We start from the raw sequence: 25,646 nt of genomic DNA on the forward strand, positions 1-25,646 counted from the left end.
GGACTTGACCAGAGCATAGAAGATATGCATAAGTGATACAAGGAAACAAAGTTACAGAATCTGTCATAAGCAAAGTTCGTATTATTCGGTTTTGAAGGTACAAGATACTTTCAACCATACCGGTGACTAGCGGAGAGGCCCCACCCGTTCCCATCCCGAACACGGAAGTTAAGCTCTCATGCATCGAAAATACTTGGCGGGAGACTGCCCGGGAAGATAGATAGTTGCCGGTTTTAACAAGAAAGCCACCCTAAAGGTGGCTTTTTTGTTTTGCTTGAAAAATGAGTCAGAATCCGTGAATTTCACCCTCGGCGTACACTCGGTACAGCCGAGGGCTCCGTCAAGGCGTTGCCTTGATTCAATTTCCGAATTCTGTTCTCATTTTTCTTCGCAAATATTTTCTAATGTAAAATACCTCAGAACCAAGATAAACAGCACCACTCGCCGTACCCAATGTACGGCTTCGGGAACTTCCCTGCGGGTGCCGTTTGCACATCTGACGACTTTTTTCCTGCGCAAATATTTTTTCTATCCGACTTTTTGAAAACTTTCTCCATTCTGCATCCGTTTTTCTGCACAAGGAAACGATATATTTGGCAAAACGGATGGACTTCATCACTCGGCGTACCGTTATGCTGTACGTTGTAGGGGACGGTGCCCACACCGTCCCGCTGTATGATTTTGATGAACGCTTCGTTTTGCCGTACCTAAAACGGGCAGAGATGCTCATCTGTCCCTACAATAAGGTAAAACGGCGTACAATGGGTTGTAGGGGAGGTGTTCCATCGCCTCCCGTTTTTTCGTTTCATAACACGGGCGGGGACAAATCCACCGCCCCTACTAATCCCCATTGGGCATCCATTTTTCTGCACAAGGAAGCGTTATTTGCGTAACCTTTTTTCTTCGTATAAGTTTGTGCTGCTTGAAAAATGATTGAAAGTATGTTATAATACAGTTAGAAATTGAAACTTTTAGCTGATTATGTTGTCTATACGTTAGAAGGAATTGCACAAATAAGACTTTGACCAATGGTTCGAAAAAATAGCATTTAATTTTTAAATCAACATATTTGCAACATCATGTTGTTCAATTCCTCCTGTTTTGGTGGTAAAATAGTACCGTAAAAACAAAAAAAGGAGGTTTTTATATGAACACAGATAAAATTATTGCTGAATCTATAGCAAAGGACTATGCACCAAAAGAAAGTTCCAAAATCGTTGCCCTTAAAAAGTTGGATAACAAAGCAAAACTTCCTGCTAATATTTTCACATACTCGTTTGGCATCGTTTCCTCACTTGTATTTGGTACTGGTATGTGTTTGGCAATGCAGGTAATCGGCAGAGGTTGGGTTGGCATGGTTCTTGGTATTATAATTGGTATTATTGGTCTAATCGGTTGCAGCATCAATTATCCCATCTACAAGAAGATGCTTGAAAAGGACAAAGCCAAATATGCTTATGAAATTGTAGAACTTGCTCGCCAAATCAGTGAAGAGTAAATATGAAAGAAGGTGCCTTTTTGAATAAATCAGAAAGCAAATACTTTAATACTGCGGTGAGATTTGATAAGGCACTCCTTTTCTTGCTCGAAAAGAAACCGTTTGAGTATATAACAATTCGTGAGATTTGTGAAAAGGCGGAGGTTAACCGTTCAACCTTTTATCTTCACTATGAAAACACAGTTGATTTATTGAAAGAAACTATAAGATATGTGTTGGACAACTTTTGTTCCTATTTTTCTTCTGATGTAGTTTCAGATGACATAGAAAAAATAGCAACAAAATATGAGAACTGTGATTTGCAGGAACTAGATTTTATTAACGAGAAGTACCTGCATCCATACCTTTTATTTATCAAAGAGAATCAGCGGGTGTTTTCAGCAATGCTGTCACAACCAAAAACATTTGATACAACAGAAATTTTTCATAGGTTGTTTGACAATGTATTTAAACCCATATTGGACAGATTTCACTACCCAAGAGATGAACAGAACTATGTTATGATGTTCTATCTCAACGGCATTACCGCAATCATTGCGGAGTGGTTGAAGGATGATTGTCAAAAAAGTATTGAAGACATTTCTATGATCATTCAAGGTTGTATTCACGGAAGGAAATGGCAAATCCCAATTTATTGAACTACATATTGCCCTATAGGAGCAAGGTTGAAATATGCCTTGTTCCTTTTTGTTCATCTGTAGTTATTCATAGAAAATGAAGAAAATGTCAATTCTGTATCTCTATACTTATCTCGTATAAAGACTCATTCTATTATATAGGCATAAATATCCAAAGAATTGTCTTGATTTGATAGTATAAAAACAGTTTTTTTTTCTAAAAAAACTTGAAATCTATGTCAAAATGTTATACAATAAAAATGACGGCGTGTGTCATTTCCCCCGAATTTTATTTGTACGATGGAGGACAGTATGCAATACAACAGTACAAGAAATAAGGAATATAAAGTAGCATCGGCGATGGCGATGAAGCAAGGTTTATCTGCCGATGGCGGCTTATTTGTGCCGGAAGTGTTTCCAGCACTGACTAAAGAAATTTATGAGAAATTGATGAATCAGAGCTACATTCAGCGTGCAGCAACCGTTTTAGGTTTGTTTTTAGAAGATTTTACCGTGGAAGAGCTGGAAGTTTATTGCGAAAAAGCATACGGAAACGGTAAATTTGGAGCAGGAGAACCCACTACGATTCATTATACAGACGATAAGACTGCTTACTTAGAATTATGGCACGGGCCCACCTGTGCATTTAAGGATATGGCATTACAGATGTTGCCTCATCTGTTAACCGCATCTGTGAAAAAGACAGGAGATGACCGTACCGTTTGTATTTTAGTTGCAACCAGTGGTGATACCGGGAAAGCTGCATTAGACGGCTTTGCCGATGTGGATGGCACCAAAGTGGTGGTGTTCTATCCTAAGGATGGTGTTTCTGAGATTCAGAAACTGCAGATGGTAACCCAAAAAGGGAACAACGTGTTTGTTTCCGGCGTAGTGGGCAACTTTGACGATGCGCAGACCGGCGTAAAAACCATTTTTACCGATGAATCATATCGGGAAGAATTAAATGAAAAAGGGATTATTTTATCCTCTGCAAACTCTATGAACTGGGGCAGACTGGTGCCTCAGGTGGTATATTACATTTCTGCTTACTGTGATTTGGTGAAAGCAGGTAAAATTACTTTGGGAGATACCTTTAACGTATGCGTGCCCACAGGAAACTTTGGTAACATTTTAGCAGCATATTATGCGAAAAAGATGGGACTTCCCGTTGGAAAACTGATTTGTGCATCCAACTGCAATAACGTGTTGACCGATTTTATCAATACCGGTGTTTATAACCGTAACAGAGAATTTCATCTGACCATGTCTCCTTCTATGGATATTCTAATTTCTTCCAATTTAGAGCGATATTTATATGATATCAGCGGAAAAGATGATGCATATATCAGCACCATTATGAAACAACTTTCCGAAAAAGGAAGCTATGAAGTAACCGATCGTATGAAAGAAACTATCAAAAACGATTTCTTTGCAGGATATGCTTCCGAAGAAGACACTTTAGCAGAAATCAAGAAAACATTCCAAGAAGAAGACTATTTGATGGATACCCATACTGCGGTGGCATCCTACGTGTTAAAGAAATACCGTGAAGAAACTGAAGACCAAAAAATTTGTGTGATTGCATCCACTGCAAGTCCCTATAAATTCAATGAAAACGTGCTGAATGCATTAGAGCAGAATAAACCCTGCGAAGATGAATTTGAGCGTTTGGCATTATTAAAAGAAATTTCGGGCTTAGAAATTCCCAAACAGCTTTGGGAACTTAAGACCGAAGAGCAACGGTTCCTATCTGCTTGTGAAAAAACATCTATGAAGGAAACTGTTACCAAGTTTTTATCATAAAAATGGAGTGAATCTATGGCAATTTTTGCAATTTCGGATTTGCATCTTCCCTTTGGTATCAACAAACCGATGAACGTGTTTGGAAAAGCCTGGGAAGACTACACCGATAAGTTATATGAAAATTGGAATAATTATGTTACCGATGAGGATACGGTGATTTTACCCGGTGATTTTTCCTGGGCAACTTATCTGGAGCAATCGGTGGCAGATTTTCAGTTTTTAGAATCACTTCCGGGCAAAAAAATTATTGCCAAAGGGAATCACGATTACTTTTTTACCACCATGTCTAAAATGGAAAAATTTTTGTTTGAGCAAGGATTTTCTTCTGTGCAAATTCTTCATAACAATTTCTTTTTGGTGGAAAATACCTTGATATGCGGAAGCCGTGGCTGGGATATTACTGCCCACGGGGAAGAAGATGAAAAATTGACCCATCGGGAAGCAATCCGCTTAGCGTTGTCCATTGAGGCAGCAAAAAAGGAGCATCCCGAGCTTCCTGTTGTGGCATTTTTACATTATCCGCCGATTTATAAACAGAATCCCGAAACGAACAATCCTATTCGGGAAATTTTGGAAAAGTATGAAATTAAACACTGTTACTACGGTCATCTTCATGCAAAGGGCATTGAAAATGCTTTTGTAGGTGAATATAACGGAGTGAACTATCAACTGATTTCAGCAGATTTTTTAGAATTTATGCCCTTAAAAATTAAAGAATAAATGCGAAAAGGACTTTAAAAATTGTTAGGAGGACAAAACATGAAAGCAATTGTGTTATCAGCAGGTTACGCGACCAGACTTTATCCTTTAACCAAGGATACCCCAAAAGGATTGTTACCCATCGGGAAAAAATCTATTTTGGATTTTATTACCGATGAAATTGAAACCATCCCCGAAATTGATGAAATGTTTATCATTTCTAATCACAAATTTTTTACGAATTTTTCCGATTGGGCAAAAACTCGCAAAACTCGTTTGAAAGTGACTGTTTTAGACGATAACACCACCGATGATTCCAACAAATTGGGAGCAATCGGCGATATCTGGTTTACCATTGAAAACGGTAAAATTGATGAAGATGTTTTGATTATGGCAGGGGACAACTTCTTTACTTTTCCCTTAAATGACTATCTGGATTTTTACCGTCAGAATGGTTTTGACAGTATTTTGGTGAAAGAAATCAATGAAATTAAAGAACTGCAGCGAATGGCAAATGTAATTATGGATGAAAAAGGACAGGTTCTGGCACTGGAAGAAAAACCCGAAAATCCCAAATCCAATTGTGCGGCATTTGCCTCCTATATTTACAGAAAAGATACCCTCCCGATGATTAAGCAGTACTTAGAGGAAGGAAACAATCCGGATGCGCCCGGTTTCTTCCCTTCCTGGTTGCACGATAAAAAACCGGTATATGCTTACAAATTCCAGGGAGAATGCTATGATATCGGAACTCATGATTCTTATCGTGAAGTATGCGAAAAGTTTGGAGATCAGTAAGATAATGATGAGGGTGTTTGAAAGGAATTTTTCCTTTCAAACAGCCTCTTTTTCAGGAAAAGCGAGGTGGGTTTTGTGAAAAAGAATATGTTAGGACTTTTAAAAGGGCATTACGGCACTTATTTTTGTATGCTCTTTTTGATCATTATTGCGGCGATTTTAGGACTCTTAAATCCGTTTTTCACAAAAACCATCGTGGACGATGTGCTTTTGGGCGGAAACACAAATTTGATTATTCCTGTAGTATTGGGTATTGCGGGGGTTGCGGCAGGGCGATTATTCCTGCGATACTTTGCTCAGATGAAAATAGAAAGCATTACTCAAAAAATGGTATTGGGACTTCGACGTCGCGGATTTCGGAAACTGATGGAGCTGGATTTTGAATATTTTGACAGACATTCCACAGGCGAAACTATGACACAGATGACATCGGATATTGATACTGTCCGACAGTTCTTTGCTCATACGGTATTTACCGCTTTGGAAAATATTGCAATTTTTCTGGGCGCAATTTTGATATTAGTCTTTTATATCAATTTAAGATTGTCAGCCATCTTGTTATTTGTGATTCCGGTGGTCAGTATTCTGACGACACAGATGGCAAAACAACAGAAAAAACGGTATCGACATTTGAGAACGGTGCAGGCTGATTTGAATACCGTAGTCAGCGAGAATATTTGGGCACAAAGAGCTGTGAAAGCATTTGTGAGAGAAGATTACGAAAACAAGCGAATGGATGGGGTTAACAAAGAATTTCGAGAGGCTCAGATGGATATTGCTATGACTTCCCGAAAATATTTGCCTTTTTTACAGAATATTTACGGTATTGTGCAGCTCTATATGGTATTTATAGGCGGAGTTTTGGTTATTCAGGATGTGATTACCTTAGGTGATCTTATTATGTTTAACAGTATGATCTGGATGGTAACGGGACCATTGACTATGGTTGGTGCTTTGACCAATGCCACGATCAATAGTTTTGCATCTTATGAAAAAATGATGGCACTTTTAGAAGAGGAACCTAAAATTTCCAATGAGAAAGAAGTGCAAAATACATCTGTTTTGGGAAAAGTGGAATTTGACAATGTCAGCCTGTCATATGAAGGAACATCTGCACTAAAGAATATCAGTTTTATGGCAGAGCCGGGAATGAGAATTGGTATTATGGGGCAGACGGGTTCCGGAAAGACTTCTCTCATTCAACTCATTTCCCGTTTTTATGATCCGGATGAGGGCGTGATTCTCATTGATGATATTCCTTTGCAGGAGTTAGATTTAGAAACTGTGAGAAATTCAGTTTCTGCCTCCCAACAGGAAGTGTTCCTTTTTTCTGATACCGTTGGTGCCAACATTTCTTATGGTAACCCCAAAGCATCTATGGAAGAAATTAAGCGTGCGGCACAGATTGCTATGGCAGATGAATTTATCGAAAAATTGCCCGAAGGATATGAAACTGTAATCGGAGAACGTGGGGTCACCTTGTCGGGCGGCCAAAAGCAACGTCTTTCGTTAGCCCGTGCGATTTTAAAAAATCCTGCTATTTTGGTATTGGATGATACTACCTCAGCTTTGGATTCCGAAACGGAAGAAAAAATTCGGGAAGCACTTTCTAAAAACTGTACCGATAAAACGGTGTTTATTATTTCCCAAAAAATTTCCTCCGTGAAAGATTGTGACATGATTTTAGTGTTAAAAGAGGGGGAACTGATTCAAAAAGGTACCCACTTTGAACTTCTTTCCCAACAGGAAGGATACTACTATGGGGTGTATGTACACCAGTACGGAGGTGGTATCCATGGCTAAAATCAATCGATTTCATCAAGACGAAGAATTAAAAATCAAATTCGGCAAAAAAGAGTGGGGCATTGTTTTCAAATATGTGAAAAAGTATTGGTGGGAACTGCTCTTAACCATTTTTGTCATTGCCATTGGGGTGCTTTCTTCCACGATTGTGCCCTATATTATGAAAATTGTGTTTGATGATGCTATCGTTAACGAAAACTATCAGTTGCTATATACCTGTGGCGGTTTTCTTGCTACGATGGTTCTTGTGAATATTTTGGTATCAAGATTCAGAATGAAGCATTTAATCAAAGTAGGGCAGTCTATTATCTTTGATATCCGAACAGACTTGTTTGCACATATTCAAAAATTGCCTTTCGTCTTTTTTGATACCAGACCACACGGCAAAATTTTAATCCGTGTGACCAACTACATAAACTCGTTGGCAGAACTATTTTCCAACATTATTGCCAATGCAGTGCTGGATGTGTTCTCACTGGTGGCGGTAGTAAGTTTTATGTTTGCTATCAATGTGAAACTGACGTTGGTTGCCCTTTGCGGGATACCGGTGCTTCTAATTGTAATGCATCTGATTAAAAAGGTGCAACGAAAAATCCGCAGAACCTTTAACGATAAAAACAGTAACTTAACTGCTTACTTAATGGAAAGTATCAATGGAGTCCGTGTGACTCAGGCCTTTGGCAGACGGCGAAAAAACGAGCGTATTTTTACAGACTTATCTGTTCAGGTGTACCGTCATTGGATGAAGACGGTGGGGATTGAGTTTATGATTCCCTTGAGTACATCTTTATTGTCGGAATTGACGGCTTGTGTAACTTATTTTGCTGCAGTGATGGTCATTTCCGGCGAAGCAATTACTGTTGGGGTGACTATTTCCATTATCAACTATTTGCGTCGGTTATGGAATCCCATCAACAACTTATCCAATCTGTATAATCAGCTGATTACCAATATGAGTTATCTGGAGAGAATTTTAGAAACGCTGGAGGAACCGGAGGAAATTAAAGACTCTCCCGATGCATACGAGTTACCCGATATCAAGGGAGAAATTGAATATTCCGATGTGGACTTTTTGTATGATGAAGATAAAGGATATGTTTTGAAGGATTTGAATTTTCATATCAATCCCGGAGAGCGAATTGCCTTTGTGGGGCAGACCGGAGCAGGGAAGACTACCATAGTAAATCTTTTATCCCGTTATTACGAGATTCAGTCTGGAAATATCAGGATTGACGGGCATGATATTCGTGATATTACAATGCATTCGCTAAGAAGACAGGTTGGTTATATGTTGCAGGAAAGCTATATCTTCTCCGGCACCATTATGGAGAATATTCGTTACGGACGACTGGATGCCACCGATGAAGAAGTGATTGCAGCAGCCAAAGCGGTTTGTGCTCACGATTTTATCATTCGGATGAAGGACGGTTATCATACCCAAGTTTCCGAAAAGGGGAGCAGCTTGTCTATCGGACAGCGTCAGCTCATCTCTTTGGCAAGAACAATGCTTTTAAATCCGAAAATTTTAGTGTTGGACGAAGCAACTGCCAATATTGATACCGAAACAGAACAGCTAATCATTGAAGGAATAAAACACCTGATGGAAGGTAGAACGACCTTGATGATTGCACACCGCTTATCTACCATTGTGGGCTCTGACAGAATTTTAGTTATCGGAGATACCAATGTGGTGGAAGAAGGAACCCATGAGGAACTGCTGGCAAAACAAGGTGCATACTATAACTATTATACCAAACAAACAGAACAATAAAAAAGAGGTTACCGATTCGGTAACCTCTTTTTATGTTGATTGGATTATTCGCTGAAGTTAGAACTAACAAGTGCTACTAAAGCTTCTACAGCGACTTCGGCATCAGAGCCATCTGCTGCAATTTTGATGCTGGTTCCCTGAGTGATGCCCAAAGAGAGAACCCCCAGCAAGCTTTTTGCACTTACTTTGCGTTCTTCTTTTTCTACCCAGATATTGCTTTTAAATTCATTTGCTTTCTGGATAAAAAAGGTAGCAGGTCTTGCATGCAGACCAACCTGATTCTGAACCACAACTTCTTTTTCAAACATGTCAAAAACCATCCTTACTCCATAATTGTGAAAAACAAAGTACTCATTGGTATAGTTTACAATATGGCATAGTTTATTATATGCAGAATTTTACATTCGGAGCTATTTATCAAATAAAATTGCCCCATCGTAGTAAAATAATATCATATTTTATCAAAAAGGTCAATACTTTTTTTGGAATTTTATTGTTGATTTTCTAAAAAAAATTATTTTTCTCGCTTCTTTAATTCCTCAAAAATTTCCTGCCAGGTAACGCCTCTGTCGAATAACATCACAGAAAGATGATACATTAAATCAGCAGTTTCATAGATGACCTCATCAGGAGCATTGTTTTTGGATGCGATAATCACTTCGGCGGATTCTTCGCCAACCTTTTTTAAGATTTTATCAATCCCTTTTTCTAAAAGGTAGTTGGTATATGCGCCTTCCACAGGATTTTTGCTTCTGTCAACAACAGTATCATAAATTCGCTGCAAAATCAGTTTTTCGTTGGATTTGTGCACATATTCACTGTCTTCAATCCGATTGAAGAAACAGGAATATTCGCCTGTGTGACAGCTAACTTTGTCACCTTCTAAGGTAACTTTAATGAGCAGGGTATCATAATCACAGTCTGCAGAAATTTCCACGATGTTCTGGAAATTTCCGCTTTCTTCACCTTTTAACCACTCTTTCTGGCGGCTACGGGAGAAAAACACAGTTTTCCCGGTCGCGATAGATTTTTCCAGGGTTTCTTTGGTCATATAGGCAACCATCAAAACAGTACCGGTATCATAATCTTGCACCACTGCGGGAATGAGCCCGTCTTCGTTGAATTTTAACTTTTCTAAGTATGACATTTTTTTAGAACCTTCTTTTCCTATAATGAGAATATTTCCGCAGAGAGCTCTGCGGAAATATTTCATTACTTAATTTGCTTTTACAAATTATTCAGCATCTTCTGCTACTTCTTCGGTAGCTTCTTCGGTAGCTTCTTCAGCAGTTGCTTCTGCTTTTTCTGCATCCTTATGTTCGGAAGGAGCCAGTAATTCTCTGATGCTTAAGCTAACTTTTTTCTTATCTGCATCAATTTCAATTACTTTAACGTCTACCTGCATACCTAAGGACAGTTCATCTTCAGGTTTTGCAATATGTTTGTTTGCAATCTGAGAAATGTGGATTAAACCGTCAACGCCGGGCAGAATTTCTGCAAATGCGCCAAAGGGAACAATGCGAACGATTTTAACGGTGATTACATCGTTTAAGTTCACTGTGTTCATAAATTTATTCCAAGGATTGTCAATTTCTTTTTTGAAGCCTAAAGAAATCTTTTTCTTTTCGGTATCTAAAGCTTTGATGTATACTTCGATTTCCTGACCAACTTTTACAACTTCGGAAGGATGTTTGATTCTGGACCAGGACAGTTCGGTGATATGAACTAAACCGTCAACACCGCCGATATCAACAAACGCACCAAAGGTGGTTAAAGATTTTACGGTACCCTGATAGGTTTTGCCTTCTTCAGCTTCTGCCCAGAATTTCGCTTCTTTTTCTTTCTGTTCTGCGGCTAATACCACTTTGATGGAACCGGTTGCTCTGTTTCTTCTGTCATCAAAATCAATGATTTTTAAAGAAACAGTCTGATTCTGCATAACGGTTAAATCCTGCACGAATCTTAAAGCTGCCTGAGAAGCAGGAACGAATACTCTAACACTGTTGACAGAAACTAACAAACCGCCCTTAATGACAGATACAACTTTCCCTTCTAAGATTGCTCCGGATTCAAATGCTTCTTTAACAACTGTCATGTTTACTTCGGAATCCACTTTCTTTTTGGACAACAGACAAGTTCCTTCCACATCGTTGGGTTTAATAACGATAGCGTTGATTTCATCACCAATTTTAACCAGATCAGCGGGTTTTACGCTGGAATCGTCGGTTAATTCATCTGCCGGAATAAAGCCTAAGCCTTTGTAACCGGGGATGCTAACGCGAACTTCGGTTTCAGTGATCTGTTCAACTGTGCAAGTAACTCTTTTATTGATATGCACGGGGCTTACCAAATAGTTCTCCAGTTGTTCCTCGAATTCACTAGTTACGATTTTTTCTTCTGCCATGACTGAAATTACCTCCTCGATGCTACAGCTTGGGGTAGATGCGCCTGCTGTAACACCTACTACATTGAAATTTGTATATAATATATTTTTTAAACTGAGATTATCACGAATCAGCATTTTTAAATCTTCCGCCGATTCGATAAGATAAGTGTGTGGGCAAACGGCTTTTGACTTCTTCCAAAGCTCCATTGTATTGGAGCTTTTCTTGCCGCCGATCACAAGCATCAGGTCAGATTCTTTTGCCAAATCTTCTGCTTCAGCTTGTCTTTGCCTGGTTGCACTACATATTGTATCAAATATTGATACAAAATTACAACCCTTTTTTAAAAATTTAATGAAATTGTAAAATTTCTCTTTTTCCATGGTGGTTTGCGCTACCACACTGATGTGATCATCCGATTTTATACTATCTTTTATTTCCTCATAATCCATTGTGATGACAGCATCATTGCAATAGCCGGAAATCCCTACCACTTCCGGGTGTTCTTTTTTGCCGTAGATAATAATCTTTTGGCCTTTTTTGGATTCCTCTTCCACAATTTTGTGAATCTTTTTTACAAAAGGACAGGTGAGATCAATATATGAAATCCCGGCTTTTTCCAAATTTTTGGTAATAGATGGGGGGACTCCGTGAGCACGGATGACCACCGTGGCATCAGACGGTACTTCTGACACGTCTTCCACGGTTTTACCGCCTTTTTCTGAAATATCGTTCATAACCCGACTATTGTGAATCAGTTCGCCTAAAAGATACAGGTTTTTCTGCTCTTTTAAAGCTTCATATACAGTATCGCAGGCACGCTTCACTCCGAAGCAGAACCCTGCGGATTTTGCAAGTTTAATTTCCATTGTTTTTTAAAACAGCAATTAGTTTTTCTTTGCTGTTCCTTCCTGTGTGAGCATTGTGGCAACTGCGTTCTGAAGATCGCTGATTGCCTGTTTCATATCCGGTTTTTCACCATAATCCTTAAGGTCAAGGGGAGTTCCGAAAGAAACTGTTTTTTTGGCAAACCAACGGTAGCTTCCCGTAATTGCCACAGGAACCATCAGAGCGTTTCCTTTTTTTGCAATCAGCGCGGCACCGTTTTTAAATTCCAATACAGGTTCCTGGGTGCGGTTTCTAGTTCCTTCGGGAAACATTACCAGCGCATTCTTTGCTTGCACAATTTCAATTGCTTTTTTTACGGCACCGATATCTCCTGCACCGCGTTTAATGGGGAATGCTCCCAGTTTTTTTAAAAGCCAGCCAAAGGGCTTTATGGCAAACAGCGAATCTTTTGCCATAAAGGTCAGCTTTCTTTTTTGTGCAATATACACCAGGGGAGCATCGTGATTGCTGCGATGATTACTGCAAAAGATAATGCCGCCTTGTGCAGGAATATTTTCCCTTCCCGTTACCTTCACCCGAAAGATGAAAAAGTATGCAAAACGCACCAGTGCACGTCCGAGTTGATATAACATAAGTCACCTCAAATAAGATTTTGGAGTTGTTGCTTGGTGTATTGCAACAAAGCATGGAAGGATTCTTCCAAATCCATTTTCGTTGTATCTAAAAGATGGGCATCTTCTGCCTGACGAAGAGGTGCATAAGCACGATTTTTATCTTGTTCGTCTCTTGCGATCATTTCTGCCAATACTTGTTCGTGAGTAGACGTGTCACCTTTTGCTTGCAGTTCCAAGAAACGACGATTTGCCCGTTCAGCCACGTCTGCTGTCAGAAAAATTTTCACTTGAGCATCGGGAAACACATTGGTTCCAATGTCTCGTCCGTCCATCAGAACGGATTTTCCTTTTGCAAGATTTCTTTGCATCTGCACCAATTTATCCCGCACAAAGGGGATTGCGGAAATATCAGATGCCCCTGTGGAAATGATCGGTTCTCGGATTTTTTTGGATACATCCTGATTGTTTAAGAAAATTTTCTGTTCACCATTCACACTGCGAAAGTCGATTTCTGCAGTTTCCAACAGAGAACGGAGTTTGGGAGAATCCGCTTTTGGGTCAATTCCCGATTCAATAGCATAGAGGGCACAGGTTCGGTACATAGCACCCGTGTCAATATAGGCAATATTCAGTTCTTTGGCAAGGCGTTTTGCCAGGGTGGATTTTCCTGCACCTGCAGGACCGTCAATTGCCACAACATAGGGTTTCATAGAAGAAACTCCTTTCTATACATTGGTTCCGGCAAGATAGCCGGTGGAATATGCAATCTGCAGATTAAAGCCGCCTGTGTAGGCATCGGTATCAATCAATTCACCGCAGAAATAAAGTCCCTTCACTAATTTGGATTCCATGGTGGAAGGGTTAATTTCCCGAACGTCCACACCGCCTGAGGTGATAATTGCTTCTGCAATGGGACGTTTGCCTTTAATATGCAAGGTGAAATTCTTTAGTAATTCTAAAAGTTTTTTGCGTTCCTCACGGGTGATGGAATTGCATTGCTTTTGTGGGTCAATTTCCGAAAGAGATACCATCACGGGAATGAGGCTTTTCGGGAGCAGTTCTCCCAAGGAATTATGGAATGCTTTGTTGGCAAACTTCCCGAAGTCTTTTAAGAGACGTTCATCCAGTTGCTTTTCGTTCAAAGCAGGTTTTAAATCAATGTGTAATGTGCAAGGTTCCGAGGGTAGATGGGAACTTGCAGAAATCACAAGAGGTCCGGTTACGCCGAAATGAGTAAACATCATTTCTCCGAAATCTTCAAAAATCACTTTCCCTTTTTGGTTTCTCATTTTTAAGGAAACATTTCGAAGAGACAGTCCTGAAAGCTCTTTGCCGTAGGCTTCGACCGTTTCTAAAGGAACTAAGTTTCCATAAAGGGGAGTGATGTTGTGTCCTAAGTTTTCAGAAAAACGGTAACCGTCTCCGGTAGAACCGGTTACGGGATACGATTTACCTCCCGTTGCCAGGATAACTTTGTGGAAACCCGAAAGGATACCTTCTTTGGTGGTAATATCAAATAAATCGCCCTGCTTTTTTACAGCAGTAACGGTAGTGGAAAGCTTTACTTTTGCACCTGATTGTTTTAGAAACAGACGAAGTCCGTCACAAACAGTAGCTGCCTTATCAGTGGTGGGGAACACTCGGTTTCCACGTTCGGTTTTTACACTGACACCAACCGATTCCAAAAGAGAAATGACATCTTCGTTGGTGAAGGAGTATAGGGCGCTATATAAAAAATCGGGATTTTTGGGGATATTCATAAAAAAATCTGAAATATCACAACGATTGGTGATATTGCATCTGCCTTTTCCTGTGATATAGAGTTTTTTTAAGAGTTTTTCATTTTTTTCCAGAAGCACGGTGTCGTTACCGTTTTTAGCGCTGAAGGCTGCTGCCAGAACGCCTGCGGGGCCACCACCGATGACTGCTACTTTCTGATTCATAAAAACCCGATTCCTTTGTCATTAAATTTATAGATGCGGAGCATTGTCGCCGGGTAGCTCCAGTTTATCATACACTTCGTATTCATCCCAAATGGCTTCCAGTTCTTCAAAGGCGGTTGCTACCTCGTTTTGCTTTTTTAAAGCCAGACTTACGATAAATGCGTTCAGCACCGAAAAAGGCGCTACCAACGAATCCACGCAGGACACCATTTCGCTTTTTGCCGTCATTAAGCAATCGGAGAAGGGTGCAATGGGAGACTTTTCGCTGTCTGTTAAAGCGATGACTGTGGCACCGCGGGATTTGGCAAATTCCATTGCCTTTACGGTTCTTCTGGAATAGCGGGGAAAGCTGATGCCGAATACTACATCGCCTTCTTCCACCCGTAAAATCCGTTCAAACATTTCGGATACCGAATTGGTTTGGATGAGTCTTACGTTGGAGAACAGCAAATTGCAATAAAATCCCAAGAAACTTGCCAGACAGGCAGAGCTTCTGAAACCGATAATGTAAATATTTTTTGCGTTTAAAAATGCATCGGTTGCTTTGTCAAATTCAGTGCGGTTCATTTGCTGCAAGGTGGTTTTTAAGTTATCGGCGTCCGATTGAATCACCTTGGAAAGCACATCTTGATTTTCCAATGCCGAAGAAACGGATTCCATTCGGTGCAGCATAGAGGATTCACTACGCAAATATTCCAGCAAGGCAGCAGTTAATTCCGGATAACCTTCGTAACCCAATTCTGTGGCAAACCGCACTACTGTGGATTCCGAAACTGCAACAGTTTCTGCCAGCTTGGATGCAGTCATATTGGCTGCCTGAGCATAATGTTGGGTAAGATAATCCGCAATCCGACGTTGACTTTTGGTCAAGGCAGAGGATTGTTCTTTGATTCGGGCCAGTATATTCATTCTTACAAACCGCTTTCTTTTGTAATTTGCATATCAAGAAAAAGTATATCATATTTTCAAGGGAAATGCAAGGAAAATCGGAAATTTTTTTGAATTTTTCCCGAAAAGAAACAACCTGTCCGACCGGGACAGGTTGTTTTCGTGAAGCCAAAGCGTTGAGGGTGGGATTCAAAAACAGGTTCAGTCATTGGAGTTGTTGCTGAAATATTTTGCCTTGAAAAAAGCATTTTTTACTTGTTGTGCAGATTCGGGGTGAAAATGAAACTGTTTGCCGTTTTCCATAAAAACAGCTTCGTCGGTGATTTTAGCAACATATGCTGTGTTGACAAATGTGTTGCAATCCACCGGGAAAAACAGCTGTAAAGACAGTTGCTTGGAAATCTTCTCAAAGGATTGTTTGCTTACGATTTTTGTGCCCTGACGAAAACAAATTGTGATGCTTTTTTCTTTCTGAAGATAGAGGATATCCTGCTGATTATAGAAATAAAGTTTATGTTTCTGTTGTAGTTGGATCGTGGGTGTGCGTTCGTTGATTTCCTTCATCAGTTTTGGAAATTGCATGGAAAAATCGGGAAGATAACGGATGCGCTTGGTTGTTCTTCCTTCTTTGGGAATCACAATCAAGGGCGGATTCTGTTGAGATAATAACCGCTCAGTGATGAAAGAAAGCTCCTCTTCTAAAATGAAGATATCTGCATTTTTCGTGTTGAAATCTTCTTCGGGAAACCAAATTTCTATGTCTGCCAGATTCCGAAAATTGCTTGTGAGATAAGAAAAACGTGCAGCTGTGTTTGGATGGGGCATCAAACAGATTTTCATACAAGAAACACCTCACTTCTTACATCAGGGGAGATAATGCTTGCACCATTCTCTGGAATAAGCGGTGATACCAGCGGATTTTCTTCAGATCCTCCGGCAGAATTTTTTGAGAAACGTTCAACGTGTTTAAAAAATCTTTTTGGATTATTTTCACCGTGTCTGTGCCGTATAAAATTATGCCACACTCAAAATGCAGGTATAAGCTGCGATAGTCCAGATTGATGGTGCCCACGGTGGCAATTTTGCCGTCCACAACAAACATTTTTGCATGGATAAAACCGGGAGTATATTCATAGATGTTGACTCCAGCCTCAATCAGCTGCTGATAGGAAGAAACCGTCATCAGATGAACATACCATTTATCTGCAATATGAGGGGTTAGAATCGTCACAGAGATTCCGCTTTTCGCCGCCAGACACAATGCGGTGGTGAGTTCATTGTCGATAATCAGATAAGGGGAGGTAATCAGAATTTCTTTTTGCGCCTTGTTGATTAAATCCATATAAATATACTCTCCCACAGGGTCATGGCTGAACGGATCAGAACCGTAAGGTTGCAGATACCCTTGGGATACCGCGGTCACAGTATCTTTGTTGTAATATCCTAAAACATCTTCATCGCCCGGGTCAATCAGGTTCCACATTTCAAAAAACAGGCTGATTAAGGTATTCACAGCTTGTCCGCGAACCATCACAGCCGTGTCTTTCCAATGACCATGCACCGAGATATGGTTAATGTATTCGTCACCAATGTTGATGCCGCCCGTAAAGCCAACTTTTCCGTCAATAATCAAAATTTTTCGGTGATCACGATTGTTCATTGTGATGGTTAAACTGGGGCGTAACGGATTGAATACTCTGCACGAAATTCCTGCTTCCCGTAAACGCTTTTCATATTTTGGCGGTAAAAGTCCCCAGGAGCCGCAATCATCGTAAATCACACGGACTTCTACTCCCTCTGTTACTTTTTGTTTTAAAATCTCTAATATTTCGTCCCACATTTTGCCGTCTGCAATAATAAAATATTCTAAAAAGATGTATTTTTTTGCCAGAAGAAGTTCTTCTTTCATCTTTTTGAATTGATCTTCTCCCAACGGGAAATATTCGCATCCTTCGTTGGCGTACAGGGGATATCCTGCATGGTTGACATAGTGCATCAAGGGGCGGGAGGCAGAATCCGCGGAGTTTGCCTCCTCCCAAACAGCTTGATTCTGGGACAAATATTCCTGCTTGAATTTTTGTTGGATTTCTCTGTTTTTTTTCAAGCGGGAGCTTACCTTGGAAGTGCCGAACATCAGATAGAAAAATCCGCCAAATACGGGCAGAATGAGAATAGGTATCACCCAGGCAAGCTTATAAGCGGGATTCTTTTCTGAATTGACCACCGCAATCAACATGGCAAGGCTCAATAAAAGCAGAAATCCGTAAATGTACGGGAAGTAATTTGCCATTCTCCATAAGGACAGTACCAAAAAGCCCAGCTGCACTAAAATTAACAGGACTGTGGCGGTGGTTTTTCTGAAAATATATCCGGATAGCTTTTTCTTCATATTACAACATCCTTAAAAATTGCTGGAAAACATCCCAAAAGGATTGCTTTTGCACATCTTCTTTGATGATAAGATCGGTTTCTTTCACAACAGTTCCGTCCACCTCAAAAGTAAGTTTTCCGGCAACCGTCCCTTTGGAAACGGGAGCGGTCAGAGGATAAAATTCTGCACGTCTCACAGGTTCCTTTTCGCTTGTTTTTTCTTGCAGAAAAGGAAGGCTTTCTTTGGGATAAAGATTTACGGATTCTTGTTTTGCGTATGCAATTGTTGTTTTGGAATATGCTTCTTCAGGATTGGTTAATTGGGTAATCTGATAGTTAGCAAATCCGTAATCCAACAGTTGTTTGGCATCGGTAAACCGCATTTCACTGGTGGGAGAATTTAAAACCACGGCAATGAGTTCCATTCCGTTTCGTTTTGCGGAGGCACTCAGACAAGAACCTGCATTGGTGGTGGAGCCTGTTTTTAAGCCGGTGATTCCGTCGTAGTAGTGAACCAATTTATTGGTGTTGGTTAACTCAAAGGTACCGTCTCTGATGGTGTCCTGCCAGATTCCGGAGTAAGTTTTGGTTAAGGGGTGGCTTAATACCAAACGGGAAAGGGTGGCAATGTCCTTTGCGGTGGAATAATGGCCGTCTTCATCCAAGCCATGGGGATTTTTGTATGCAGTATCATTGAGGCCCAGTTCTTTTGCTTTGTCGTTCATTCTTTTCACAAAGGCATCCACGGAGCCTTCCAGGTGTTCCGCCATTGCTACACAGGCATCGTTGGCAGATGCCACGAAAATGGATTTTAAAAGGGTATCCACGTCCATTTCTTCGTTTTCTTTCAGATAAATCTGAGAACCGCCCATAGCGGAGGCGTTGGCGCTTGCCGTTATCGTATCGGTAAGGCTGAGTTTTTGGCTGTCAATGTCTTCCAAAATAAGATATACGGTCATCAGCTTAGTGATGCTGGCCATCGCTCTGCGTTCTGTTTCGTTTTTTTGTGCCAGAACGGTTCCGGTATCTTTTTCAATCATAATGTAAGCCGAGGCTTCCGGTTCTGTCAACGGTGCTTTTGCCCATATGCTTACAGGAAATGTAAACAAGAAACACAACAGTAAGCACAGCACTCTTTTAGAATATTTCATAGCATCGAATTCCTTTCATTCTCGGAGAAAGTCGGTCAGCCGAGTTTTTATAGTTCAGTATATGTCAGCTTTTTCAAATTAGAAGAGGTTAATCCTGGGATTTGGGGTGATATTTACGGTAATCCGAAACAATACGGGGTCTGAAGTTTTTCACATAGCTTTTGGTCAAAGCAATATTTTTATGTCCTAACAGCTCTTGCACCATTTCTAAATCTGCGCCGTTTTCCATCAAGTGCAGAGCCATGCTCTTTCGAATGAGATGGGGCGTGATTTCCTTTGAGATGTTTGCTTTTTTGCCGTATTCTTTCAAAAACTTCCAAAGTCCCTGTCTGGAGAAAGGTTCTCCCTTTAAATTGAGAAATAAATAGTCGTTGGTGTGGGCCAGCGTGAGATATTTTCGGGATTGCCTCAAATAGATACGAATAGCACTTACAGCACCCCGATACAGTGGAACATAACGAGTGTGTCCGTCTTCTTCCACGGTGAGATACCCTTCTTTTAAGTGCACGTCATCTACCCGAAGCTTTAAAAACTCACTGGTTTTCAGTCCTGTGGCGTATAGGGTTTCCAACATTGCACAGTCACGTAATCCCTTGATATCTTCCGTTTTTGAGCAGATAATCAAACGGTCTATTTCTTCGGTGGTGAGCAGCACTTCGCTTTTTGGAGCGTTTGATGCTGCTTTTTCATATTTTTTGTTTTTGGTGGGGTCAGAAGGAATCAGTTTTTTGGTTACCAGATACCGAAAGAAACTTCTCAGTGAGGCAATGTTTCGGGATCGGGTAGACGGGGAACGTCCTATTTCTTCCAAATACGCCAGGTACGGTGCAAAATCTTCGCTGATAGTTGTGATGTCATGATGACCGTTTTGACGGCAGAAGTTTAAAAATGCATTCACGTCCCGTTGGTAGGAAAGTATGGTGTTTTCTTTCATTTGCTTGGTTTTTTTAAGGTACTGATAAAACCGTTTTGCCCGTTGTTCCATTTTCCGAAAAAGACTCCTTCCCCTAAAAAATTACACCGATATTATAACATTTGCAAAGTTTTTTGTAAAGAGATTTCCCAAAAAATACATATTTCTCTTTTTTTCGGAACTAAAAGTGCAAAAAAATATCAAAAAAACCCTTGACATCCTACAAAAAACAGTATAAAATATAAGCGGTTACATATAACCAAAATTTTAAATAGATATAGAAACCTTATGAAAAAGGTTATGAAAACGAAAACCAATACAGATTGTTGACATATTTTTATATCGGCATTTTCCGTGAAATCAAGTTTTTTAGGATGAACCTTTATTTTTGACGAAAACAGAAAGGGAGGCAGTGTATCTTTCTGTTATTTTGCGGGGATAAAGGGGTATCATTTATTCTTTGCGGACTTGTTTTTTTGCGTGATAACTATTTTGGCATTGATTTTTTAACGTCTTTTTCCTTGGGTGTTCTATATAGAAACGGAGATTGCAAATGAACCCATTAGTTGTAACGGCAATTTCCTTAGGTTCAGCACTTGTTGCATTTATTGTTGCATTTCGTTTAGGTATTATATACCGCAAAAAGATTGCAGAAGCAGAAATCGGCAGCGCAGAAGAACAGGCGAAAAAGATTTTAAATGATGCAATCAAAGCCTCGGAAGCAAAGAAAAAAGAAGCACTCATTGAAGCTAAGGAAGAAATTTTAAAAACCAGAGCAGAAGCCGACAAAGAAATCAAGGAACGTCGGAATGAAGTTCAGAAGATGGAAAAGCGTAATATGCAGAAGGAAGAACATCTGGATAAAAAGCTGGAAACCATCGAGAAAAAAGAAGAAAACCTGAAATTAAGAGAAAAGCAGTTGGAAGAAAAAACCGAAGCTACCAACGAAATCCAGAAACGTCAGCTGGAAATCTTAGAAAAAATTTCCGGTTTAACCAAAGAAGAAGCCAAAGAATACCTCATTAAAAATATTGAAGACGAGGTTCGTGTGGAAGCAGCTCTCAAAATTAAAGAAATTGAAGAGCAGACCAAAGAAACTTGTGACGAAAAAGCAAGAGAAATTATTACCGGTGCTATCCAGAGATGTGCATCTGACCATGTTTCTGATGTTACCGTATCCGTTGTGGCTCTGCCCAGCGAAGATATGAAGGGCAGAATCATTGGTCGTGAAGGCAGAAACATCCGTTCCTTAGAACAGATGACCGGTATTGACTTTATCATCGATGATACACCGGAAGCAGTTATTTTAAGCGGATTTGACCCGGTTCGCCGTGAAGTTGCCCGCTTAACCTTAGAAAAACTGATTCAGGACGGTCGTATCCATCCTGCAAGAATTGAAGAAATGTTCCATAAATCCCAGAAGGAAGTGGATCAGACCATCAAAAAAGCAGGGGAAGGTGCTACCTTCGATGTTGGTGTTCATAACATCCATCACGAGTTGGTTCGTCTGTTGGGACGCTTGAAATACAGAACCAGTTACGGTCAGAACGTGCTGCAGCACTCCATTGAAGTTGCTCAGATTGCAGGTTTAATTGCCGGTGAACTGGGCATTGACGTTACTTTAGCAAAACGTGCAGGTCTGCTTCACGATATTGGTAAATCCATCGACCACGAAGTGGAAGGTTCTCACATTCAGATTGGTGCAGATGTTGCGAAGAAATACAAAGAAGATGCTATCATCTTAAATGCAATTATGGCGCATCACGGAGATGTAGAGCCTGAAAGCACCATTGCATGTATCGTAGCGGCAGCTGATGCCATTTCCGCAGCAAGACCCGGCGCAAGACGTGAAAATATTGAAAACTATATCAAACGTCTGCAGAAACTGGAAGAACTTGCAACTTCCTTCAACGGCGTGGAACGTGCATTTGCAATTTCCGCAGGTCGTGAAGTTCGTGTTATGGTAAAACCCGACGATATCAATGACGAAGCAATGGTATTGGTAGGTAGAGAAATTGCGAAGAAGATTGAAAGCGAAATGGAATATCCCGGTCAGATTAAAGTTAATTTGATCAGAGAGACCCGCGTAGTAGACTTCGCAAAATAAAACGGCTCGATAAAAGGCGAACAATCCGTGAATCTCACCGCTTGCTGTACACAAAGTACAGCTTCGGGTTCGATTTCCGAATTCTGCATCCTTTTCTCATCGCCTTGTGGCATTATCATCAAATAGAAAGGACACGGTTTTTCCGTGTCCTTTTCGTTTTTTTAGATTAGCATACTTTTACCACAGGTTTGATTAAGTCTGCGGGTTTCTTTTTCATAAGAAGCAGTGCTTCTTCAATTTTGTCGAAACCTTCAAACACATGGGTGACTAAACGAGAGGTATCCAGTTTGCCCGTTGCCAAAAGAGATGCCATTTTCTCCATTTTAAGGCGTCCGCCGGGAGTTAATCCACCGTTGATTTTCTTGTGTCCCATTCCAACACCCCATTCCACACGGGGGATGGAAATGGTGTCACCTTCCCCCAAATAGTTCACGTTTCCGATGGAACCGCCCGCACGTACAATTCGGATGGCCTGGTCAAAGGTGTTGTTGTCGCCACCTGCAATAATCACACGGTCAACCCCTCTGCCACCTGTTTTTTGAAGGATTTGTTCTACAATGTCTCCTTCACGGTAATTGATAATATCGGTGGCACCGTAGTATTTTGCAGCTTCCACACAGTTGGGGCGAGAGCCTACCGCAAACAGACGGGCAGCCCCTTTTTTGTTGGCACCCGCTACGCTCATAAGCCCCACGGGACCGATCCCGATGACACAAACCGTGTCACCAAATTCGATATCGCAAAGTTCTGCACCGTGGAAACCTGTTACCACCATATCGGGGAGCATACAAGCGGCAACCGGGTCCACGCCCTCGGGGAGTAACGCTAAGTTGGCATCTGCTTCGTTTACGTGAAAATATTCGGCAAACACGCCGTCTTTAAAGTTGGAAAACTTCCAGCCGGACAGCATTCCGGTGGAATGCATGGGAACTCCTGCCTGAGAATAGAGTGTGCCCCAGTCAGGGGTAATCGCAGGCACAATTACCTTGTCACCGGGCTTAAAATCGTGAACCAGTTCACCCACTTCGTCCACAATCCCAACTGCTTCGTGTCCTAAAATCATATTGTGACGGTCTCCGAGAGCTCCTGACCACACGGTATGAATATCTGAGGTACATGGTGCAATACAAATCGGTCGAACAATGGCATCTAAGGGGCCGCAAGTCGGTTTTTCTTTTTCAATCCAACCCGTTTCCCCGATTTTTATCATAGCATAACCTTTCATGAAAAAACTCCTTTCAGATTCAGCTTTCTCTCTATAGTTTTAACGTAATTTACCAAGTTATACTTTGTCAGCGAAATTTTGGTGATCAGGTTTCGAATTTGTGAAAAACTATTGACAAAGTCTTGCTTTTTTGATATACTCTTTGGGTATCCTTATGGGAATTTATTGATCATAAGGGCCTTTAGCTCAGTTGGTTAGAGCTCCCGGCTCATAACCGGTCGGTCCTGGGTTCGAGTCCCCGAAGGCCCACCAAAAATCGACAAGGTTCGTAAGAATCTTGTCGATTTTACTTATTGTGAATACAACAAGGTTCCGGGGCACCCGACCGCAATCTTTGATTGCGTTATCGGGTCGGGTTCTTATTACCTCTTTCTTATTCATTTTTTCCTAAAAAGACCTGTTGATTTTGGGAAGTAGTAAATAATAGTGAATGAGGAGGAAGTTTGCTTGACAGCCAACAAAACATTTTGTATAATATACTTATCAAAACAGAAGTCAAAGAGGTACATTATGGAAGCCTTATTATTTTCAGAACTCCCCATTTCAGATGCCTTAAAGGAAGGGATCGCACAAATGGGATTTATAAAGACCACACCCATTCAGCAGGAAAGTTTATTTCCGATTTTAGAGGGAAGAGACTTAGTAGCACAAGCACCCACAGGAACAGGAAAGACCTGTGCTTTTGGTGTGCCGATTTTGGAACAGTTAATTCCTGATGAAGAAGTGGTGCAGGCGTTGGTGCTTTGTCCAACCCGTGAATTGGTGATGCAGACGGCGGAGGAGCTGGGGAAACTGTCCCGCTATCAGAAGGGAATACGCATTTCCACCTTGTATGGTGGACAGCCTATAGAACGTCAGCTTGCAGATTTAAAAAAACGTCCTCAAATTGTGGTTGCAACGCCCGGCAGACTGATGGACCACTTACGAAGACGTAGTGTTCGTTTGGTGAATCTTTCTCATTTAGTGTTGGATGAGGCGGACGAAATGCTCAATATGGGCTTTCGTGACGATATTGAGACTATTTTAGAAACTGCACCCAATGAACGTCAGACCGTTCTGTTTTCTGCAACGATGCCTGCTGAAATCAAAGAAATTGCCCAAAATTATCAGAAAAAAGACCGTGTGTTTGTCAAGATTACGGGTGACGTGCTCACCGTTTCCAATGTGGCGGAATATTATCTGGAAGTGAAAGGTCCAAAAAAACTGGATGCTTTAAGCAGACTTTTGGATTTGCACGGTTACGGACTTTCTTTGGTGTTCTGCAACACCAAAAAGAAAACATCTGAAATCACCGAAGAGCTGATTGCTCGTGGGTATCCTGCCGAAATGTTGCATGGTGATATGAAACAGCCCGAGCGTGACAGGGTAATGAACCGCTTCAAATCGGGGAAAACTGAAATTTTAGTGGCAACAGATATTGCTGCCCGTGGCATTGATGTGGAAAATGTGGAGGCGGTATTCAATTTTGATGTGCCTCAGTTTGAAGAATATTATGTTCACCGTATCGGCAGAACGGGCAGAGCGGACAAAAAAGGCGTTTCCTACACCTTTGTGGCAGGGAAGGAAATGTTTAAATTAAAGGAAATTATGAAATACACCAAATCCCACATTGAACCCTATAAAACACCATCAGAAGCAGATGTTGTGGAGGCAAGAGTTAAGAAAACGATTGGGAAAGCTGTTTCTGTGGTGGGTAGCTCTAATTTTGAGAGATATCTTCAGATCACCAAGGATATTGTTGGTGAGGGGAAACTGACAGCAACAGAACTGTCTGCGGCGTTAATCTGTATGCTCACCGAAGAAAAGAAAGTTGAGAAAAAGCCGAAAGAAACACGGGAAGTCACCAAAAAAACAGGCGCTCAGCAGGGTATGGCAAGACTGTTTATCGGTCTTGGTTCTTTAGATAAAATTCGTCCCCGTCATATTGTGGAGCTGATTTCTTCCAATACGCCCGTACAAGGGAATGAGGTGGGGGCAGTAGATATTTTTGACAAATATTCTTTCTTTGAAATTCCTGCCGAAAAAGCAGATGATGTGCTGGAATCTTTCAAGGATTTAACCTATCGAGGAAGAGAAGTATTTGTGGAAAAAGCCCAGGCAACCCAAAAGAACCCGAAAGGCTCCAAAAAAGCAGCCAAATCAGGTAAAAAAGAAGCGAAAAATCAAAAAGGCTTTCGAAGATAACGTAGTAAAAAAAGCGGTGAAATCACCGC

22 protein-coding genes, 1 tRNA gene and 1 rRNA gene are annotated in these 25,646 nt (G+C 40.8%); 12 read left to right on the forward strand and 12 right to left on the reverse strand.

What is annotated here, in order from left to right:
- The first annotated feature begins 118 nt into the window (after nt 1–118).
- The 9 genes from rrf to E7413_06010 all read left to right on the forward strand — a co-directional run bounded on the left by rrf (nt 119) and on the right by E7413_06010 (nt 8,989).
- Nucleotides 119–233, forward strand: a 5S ribosomal RNA gene (rrf, locus tag E7413_05970).
- 360 nt (nt 234–593) lie between these two features.
- A complete protein-coding gene (locus E7413_05975) occupies nt 594–893 on the forward strand; it encodes a hypothetical protein (protein MBE7019404.1) in 300 nt (99 codons plus the stop codon).
- A gap of 254 nt (nt 894–1,147) precedes the next feature.
- Nucleotides 1,148–1,498 carry a dihydropteridine reductase gene (locus E7413_05980; GenBank protein MBE7019405.1) on the forward strand — a complete coding sequence of 117 codons (351 nt, stop codon included), beginning with the start codon at nt 1,148–1,150 and terminating at the stop codon, nt 1,496–1,498.
- Between the two features lie 2 nt (nt 1,499–1,500).
- Nucleotides 1,501–2,136, forward strand: a complete 636-nt coding sequence (locus tag E7413_05985) for a TetR/AcrR family transcriptional regulator (protein ID MBE7019406.1) — start codon at nt 1,501–1,503, stop codon at nt 2,134–2,136.
- 291 nt (nt 2,137–2,427) lie between these two features.
- Nucleotides 2,428–3,918, forward strand: coding sequence for a threonine synthase (locus tag E7413_05990; GenBank protein MBE7019407.1), 1,491 nt, complete (start codon nt 2,428–2,430; stop codon nt 3,916–3,918).
- Between the two features lie 15 nt (nt 3,919–3,933).
- Nucleotides 3,934–4,638: a serine/threonine protein phosphatase gene (locus tag E7413_05995; GenBank protein MBE7019408.1), complete on the forward strand. Its 705-nt coding sequence runs from the start codon at nt 3,934–3,936 to the stop codon at nt 4,636–4,638.
- A gap of 39 nt (nt 4,639–4,677) precedes the next feature.
- On the forward strand, nt 4,678–5,415 hold the full coding sequence (locus E7413_06000) for a nucleotidyltransferase family protein (GenBank protein ID MBE7019409.1): 738 nt from the start codon (nt 4,678–4,680) through the stop codon (nt 5,413–5,415).
- Between the two features lie 75 nt (nt 5,416–5,490).
- Nucleotides 5,491–7,218 (forward strand): ABC transporter ATP-binding protein, encoded by a 1,728-nt coding sequence (locus E7413_06005; protein MBE7019410.1) that lies wholly within the window; start codon nt 5,491–5,493, stop codon nt 7,216–7,218.
- Nucleotides 7,211–8,989, forward strand: a complete 1,779-nt coding sequence (locus E7413_06010; GenBank protein MBE7019411.1) for an ABC transporter ATP-binding protein — start codon at nt 7,211–7,213, stop codon at nt 8,987–8,989. The genes E7413_06005 and E7413_06010 overlap by 8 nt, the downstream gene beginning before the upstream one ends.
- A 44-nt stretch (nt 8,990–9,033) precedes the next feature.
- On the opposite strand, the gene E7413_06015 is transcribed toward E7413_06010, so the two are convergent.
- From E7413_06015 to E7413_06065, 11 genes are all read right to left on the reverse strand, one after another.
- Nucleotides 9,034–9,297: an HPr family phosphocarrier protein gene (locus E7413_06015; protein ID MBE7019412.1), complete on the reverse strand. Its 264-nt coding sequence runs from the start codon at nt 9,295–9,297 to the stop codon at nt 9,034–9,036.
- Nucleotides 9,298–9,503: 206 nt separating this feature from the next.
- Nucleotides 9,504–10,136 (reverse strand): bifunctional phosphoribosyl-AMP cyclohydrolase/phosphoribosyl-ATP diphosphatase HisIE, encoded by a 633-nt coding sequence (locus E7413_06020; GenBank protein MBE7019413.1) that lies wholly within the window; start codon nt 10,134–10,136, stop codon nt 9,504–9,506.
- Between the two features lie 87 nt (nt 10,137–10,223).
- Nucleotides 10,224–12,242: a bifunctional 4-hydroxy-3-methylbut-2-enyl diphosphate reductase/30S ribosomal protein S1 gene (locus tag E7413_06025; protein ID MBE7019414.1), complete on the reverse strand. Its 2,019-nt coding sequence runs from the start codon at nt 12,240–12,242 to the stop codon at nt 10,224–10,226.
- A gap of 18 nt (nt 12,243–12,260) precedes the next feature.
- Nucleotides 12,261–12,854 carry a 1-acyl-sn-glycerol-3-phosphate acyltransferase gene (locus E7413_06030; protein ID MBE7019415.1) on the reverse strand — a complete coding sequence of 198 codons (594 nt, stop codon included), beginning with the start codon at nt 12,852–12,854 and terminating at the stop codon, nt 12,261–12,263.
- 8 nt (nt 12,855–12,862) lie between these two features.
- Nucleotides 12,863–13,546, reverse strand: coding sequence for a (d)CMP kinase (locus E7413_06035; protein ID MBE7019416.1), 684 nt, complete (start codon nt 13,544–13,546; stop codon nt 12,863–12,865).
- A gap of 15 nt (nt 13,547–13,561) precedes the next feature.
- The gene (locus E7413_06040) at nt 13,562–14,779 is read right to left on the reverse strand and encodes an NAD(P)/FAD-dependent oxidoreductase (GenBank protein MBE7019417.1); all 1,218 of its coding nucleotides are present in this window, start codon (nt 14,777–14,779) and stop codon (nt 13,562–13,564) included.
- 27 nt (nt 14,780–14,806) lie between these two features.
- On the reverse strand, nt 14,807–15,688 hold the full coding sequence (locus E7413_06045) for a MurR/RpiR family transcriptional regulator (GenBank protein ID MBE7019418.1): 882 nt from the start codon (nt 15,686–15,688) through the stop codon (nt 14,807–14,809).
- A gap of 180 nt (nt 15,689–15,868) precedes the next feature.
- Entirely contained in the window at nt 15,869–16,507 is a 639-nt protein-coding gene (locus E7413_06050) for a LytTR family transcriptional regulator (protein MBE7019419.1), read from the reverse strand.
- Between the two features lie 19 nt (nt 16,508–16,526).
- Nucleotides 16,527–18,056, reverse strand: a complete 1,530-nt coding sequence (gene cls / locus E7413_06055; GenBank protein MBE7019420.1) for a cardiolipin synthase — start codon at nt 18,054–18,056, stop codon at nt 16,527–16,529.
- A 1-nt stretch (nt 18,057) separates the two neighbouring features.
- Nucleotides 18,058–19,188, reverse strand: coding sequence for a D-alanyl-D-alanine carboxypeptidase (locus E7413_06060; GenBank protein MBE7019421.1), 1,131 nt, complete (start codon nt 19,186–19,188; stop codon nt 18,058–18,060).
- A gap of 88 nt (nt 19,189–19,276) precedes the next feature.
- Nucleotides 19,277–20,173, reverse strand: coding sequence for a site-specific tyrosine recombinase XerD (locus E7413_06065; GenBank protein ID MBE7019422.1), 897 nt, complete (start codon nt 20,171–20,173; stop codon nt 19,277–19,279).
- A 481-nt stretch (nt 20,174–20,654) separates the two neighbouring features.
- Between E7413_06065 and rny the strand changes: the two genes are divergently transcribed.
- Nucleotides 20,655–22,208, forward strand: a complete 1,554-nt coding sequence (gene rny / locus E7413_06070; protein ID MBE7019423.1) for a ribonuclease Y — start codon at nt 20,655–20,657, stop codon at nt 22,206–22,208.
- Between the two features lie 166 nt (nt 22,209–22,374).
- Here rny and E7413_06075 read toward each other — a convergent pair whose 3' ends face one another.
- Nucleotides 22,375–23,433, reverse strand: coding sequence for an NAD(P)-dependent alcohol dehydrogenase (locus tag E7413_06075; GenBank protein ID MBE7019424.1), 1,059 nt, complete (start codon nt 23,431–23,433; stop codon nt 22,375–22,377).
- Nucleotides 23,434–23,608: 175 nt separating this feature from the next.
- Here E7413_06075 and E7413_06080 point away from each other — a divergent pair.
- Together E7413_06080 and E7413_06085 are read left to right on the forward strand one after the other, a co-directional pair.
- Nucleotides 23,609–23,685, forward strand: a tRNA-Met gene (locus E7413_06080).
- 258 nt (nt 23,686–23,943) lie between these two features.
- Nucleotides 23,944–25,617 (forward strand): DEAD/DEAH box helicase, encoded by a 1,674-nt coding sequence (locus E7413_06085; protein MBE7019425.1) that lies wholly within the window; start codon nt 23,944–23,946, stop codon nt 25,615–25,617.
- Nucleotides 25,618–25,646: the final 29 nt, after the last annotated feature.

The sequence above is a fragment of the Oscillospiraceae bacterium genome (assembly GCA_015068645.1).
In the GTDB taxonomy this organism is placed as follows: domain Bacteria; phylum Bacillota; class Clostridia; order UMGS1840; family UMGS1840; genus SIG452.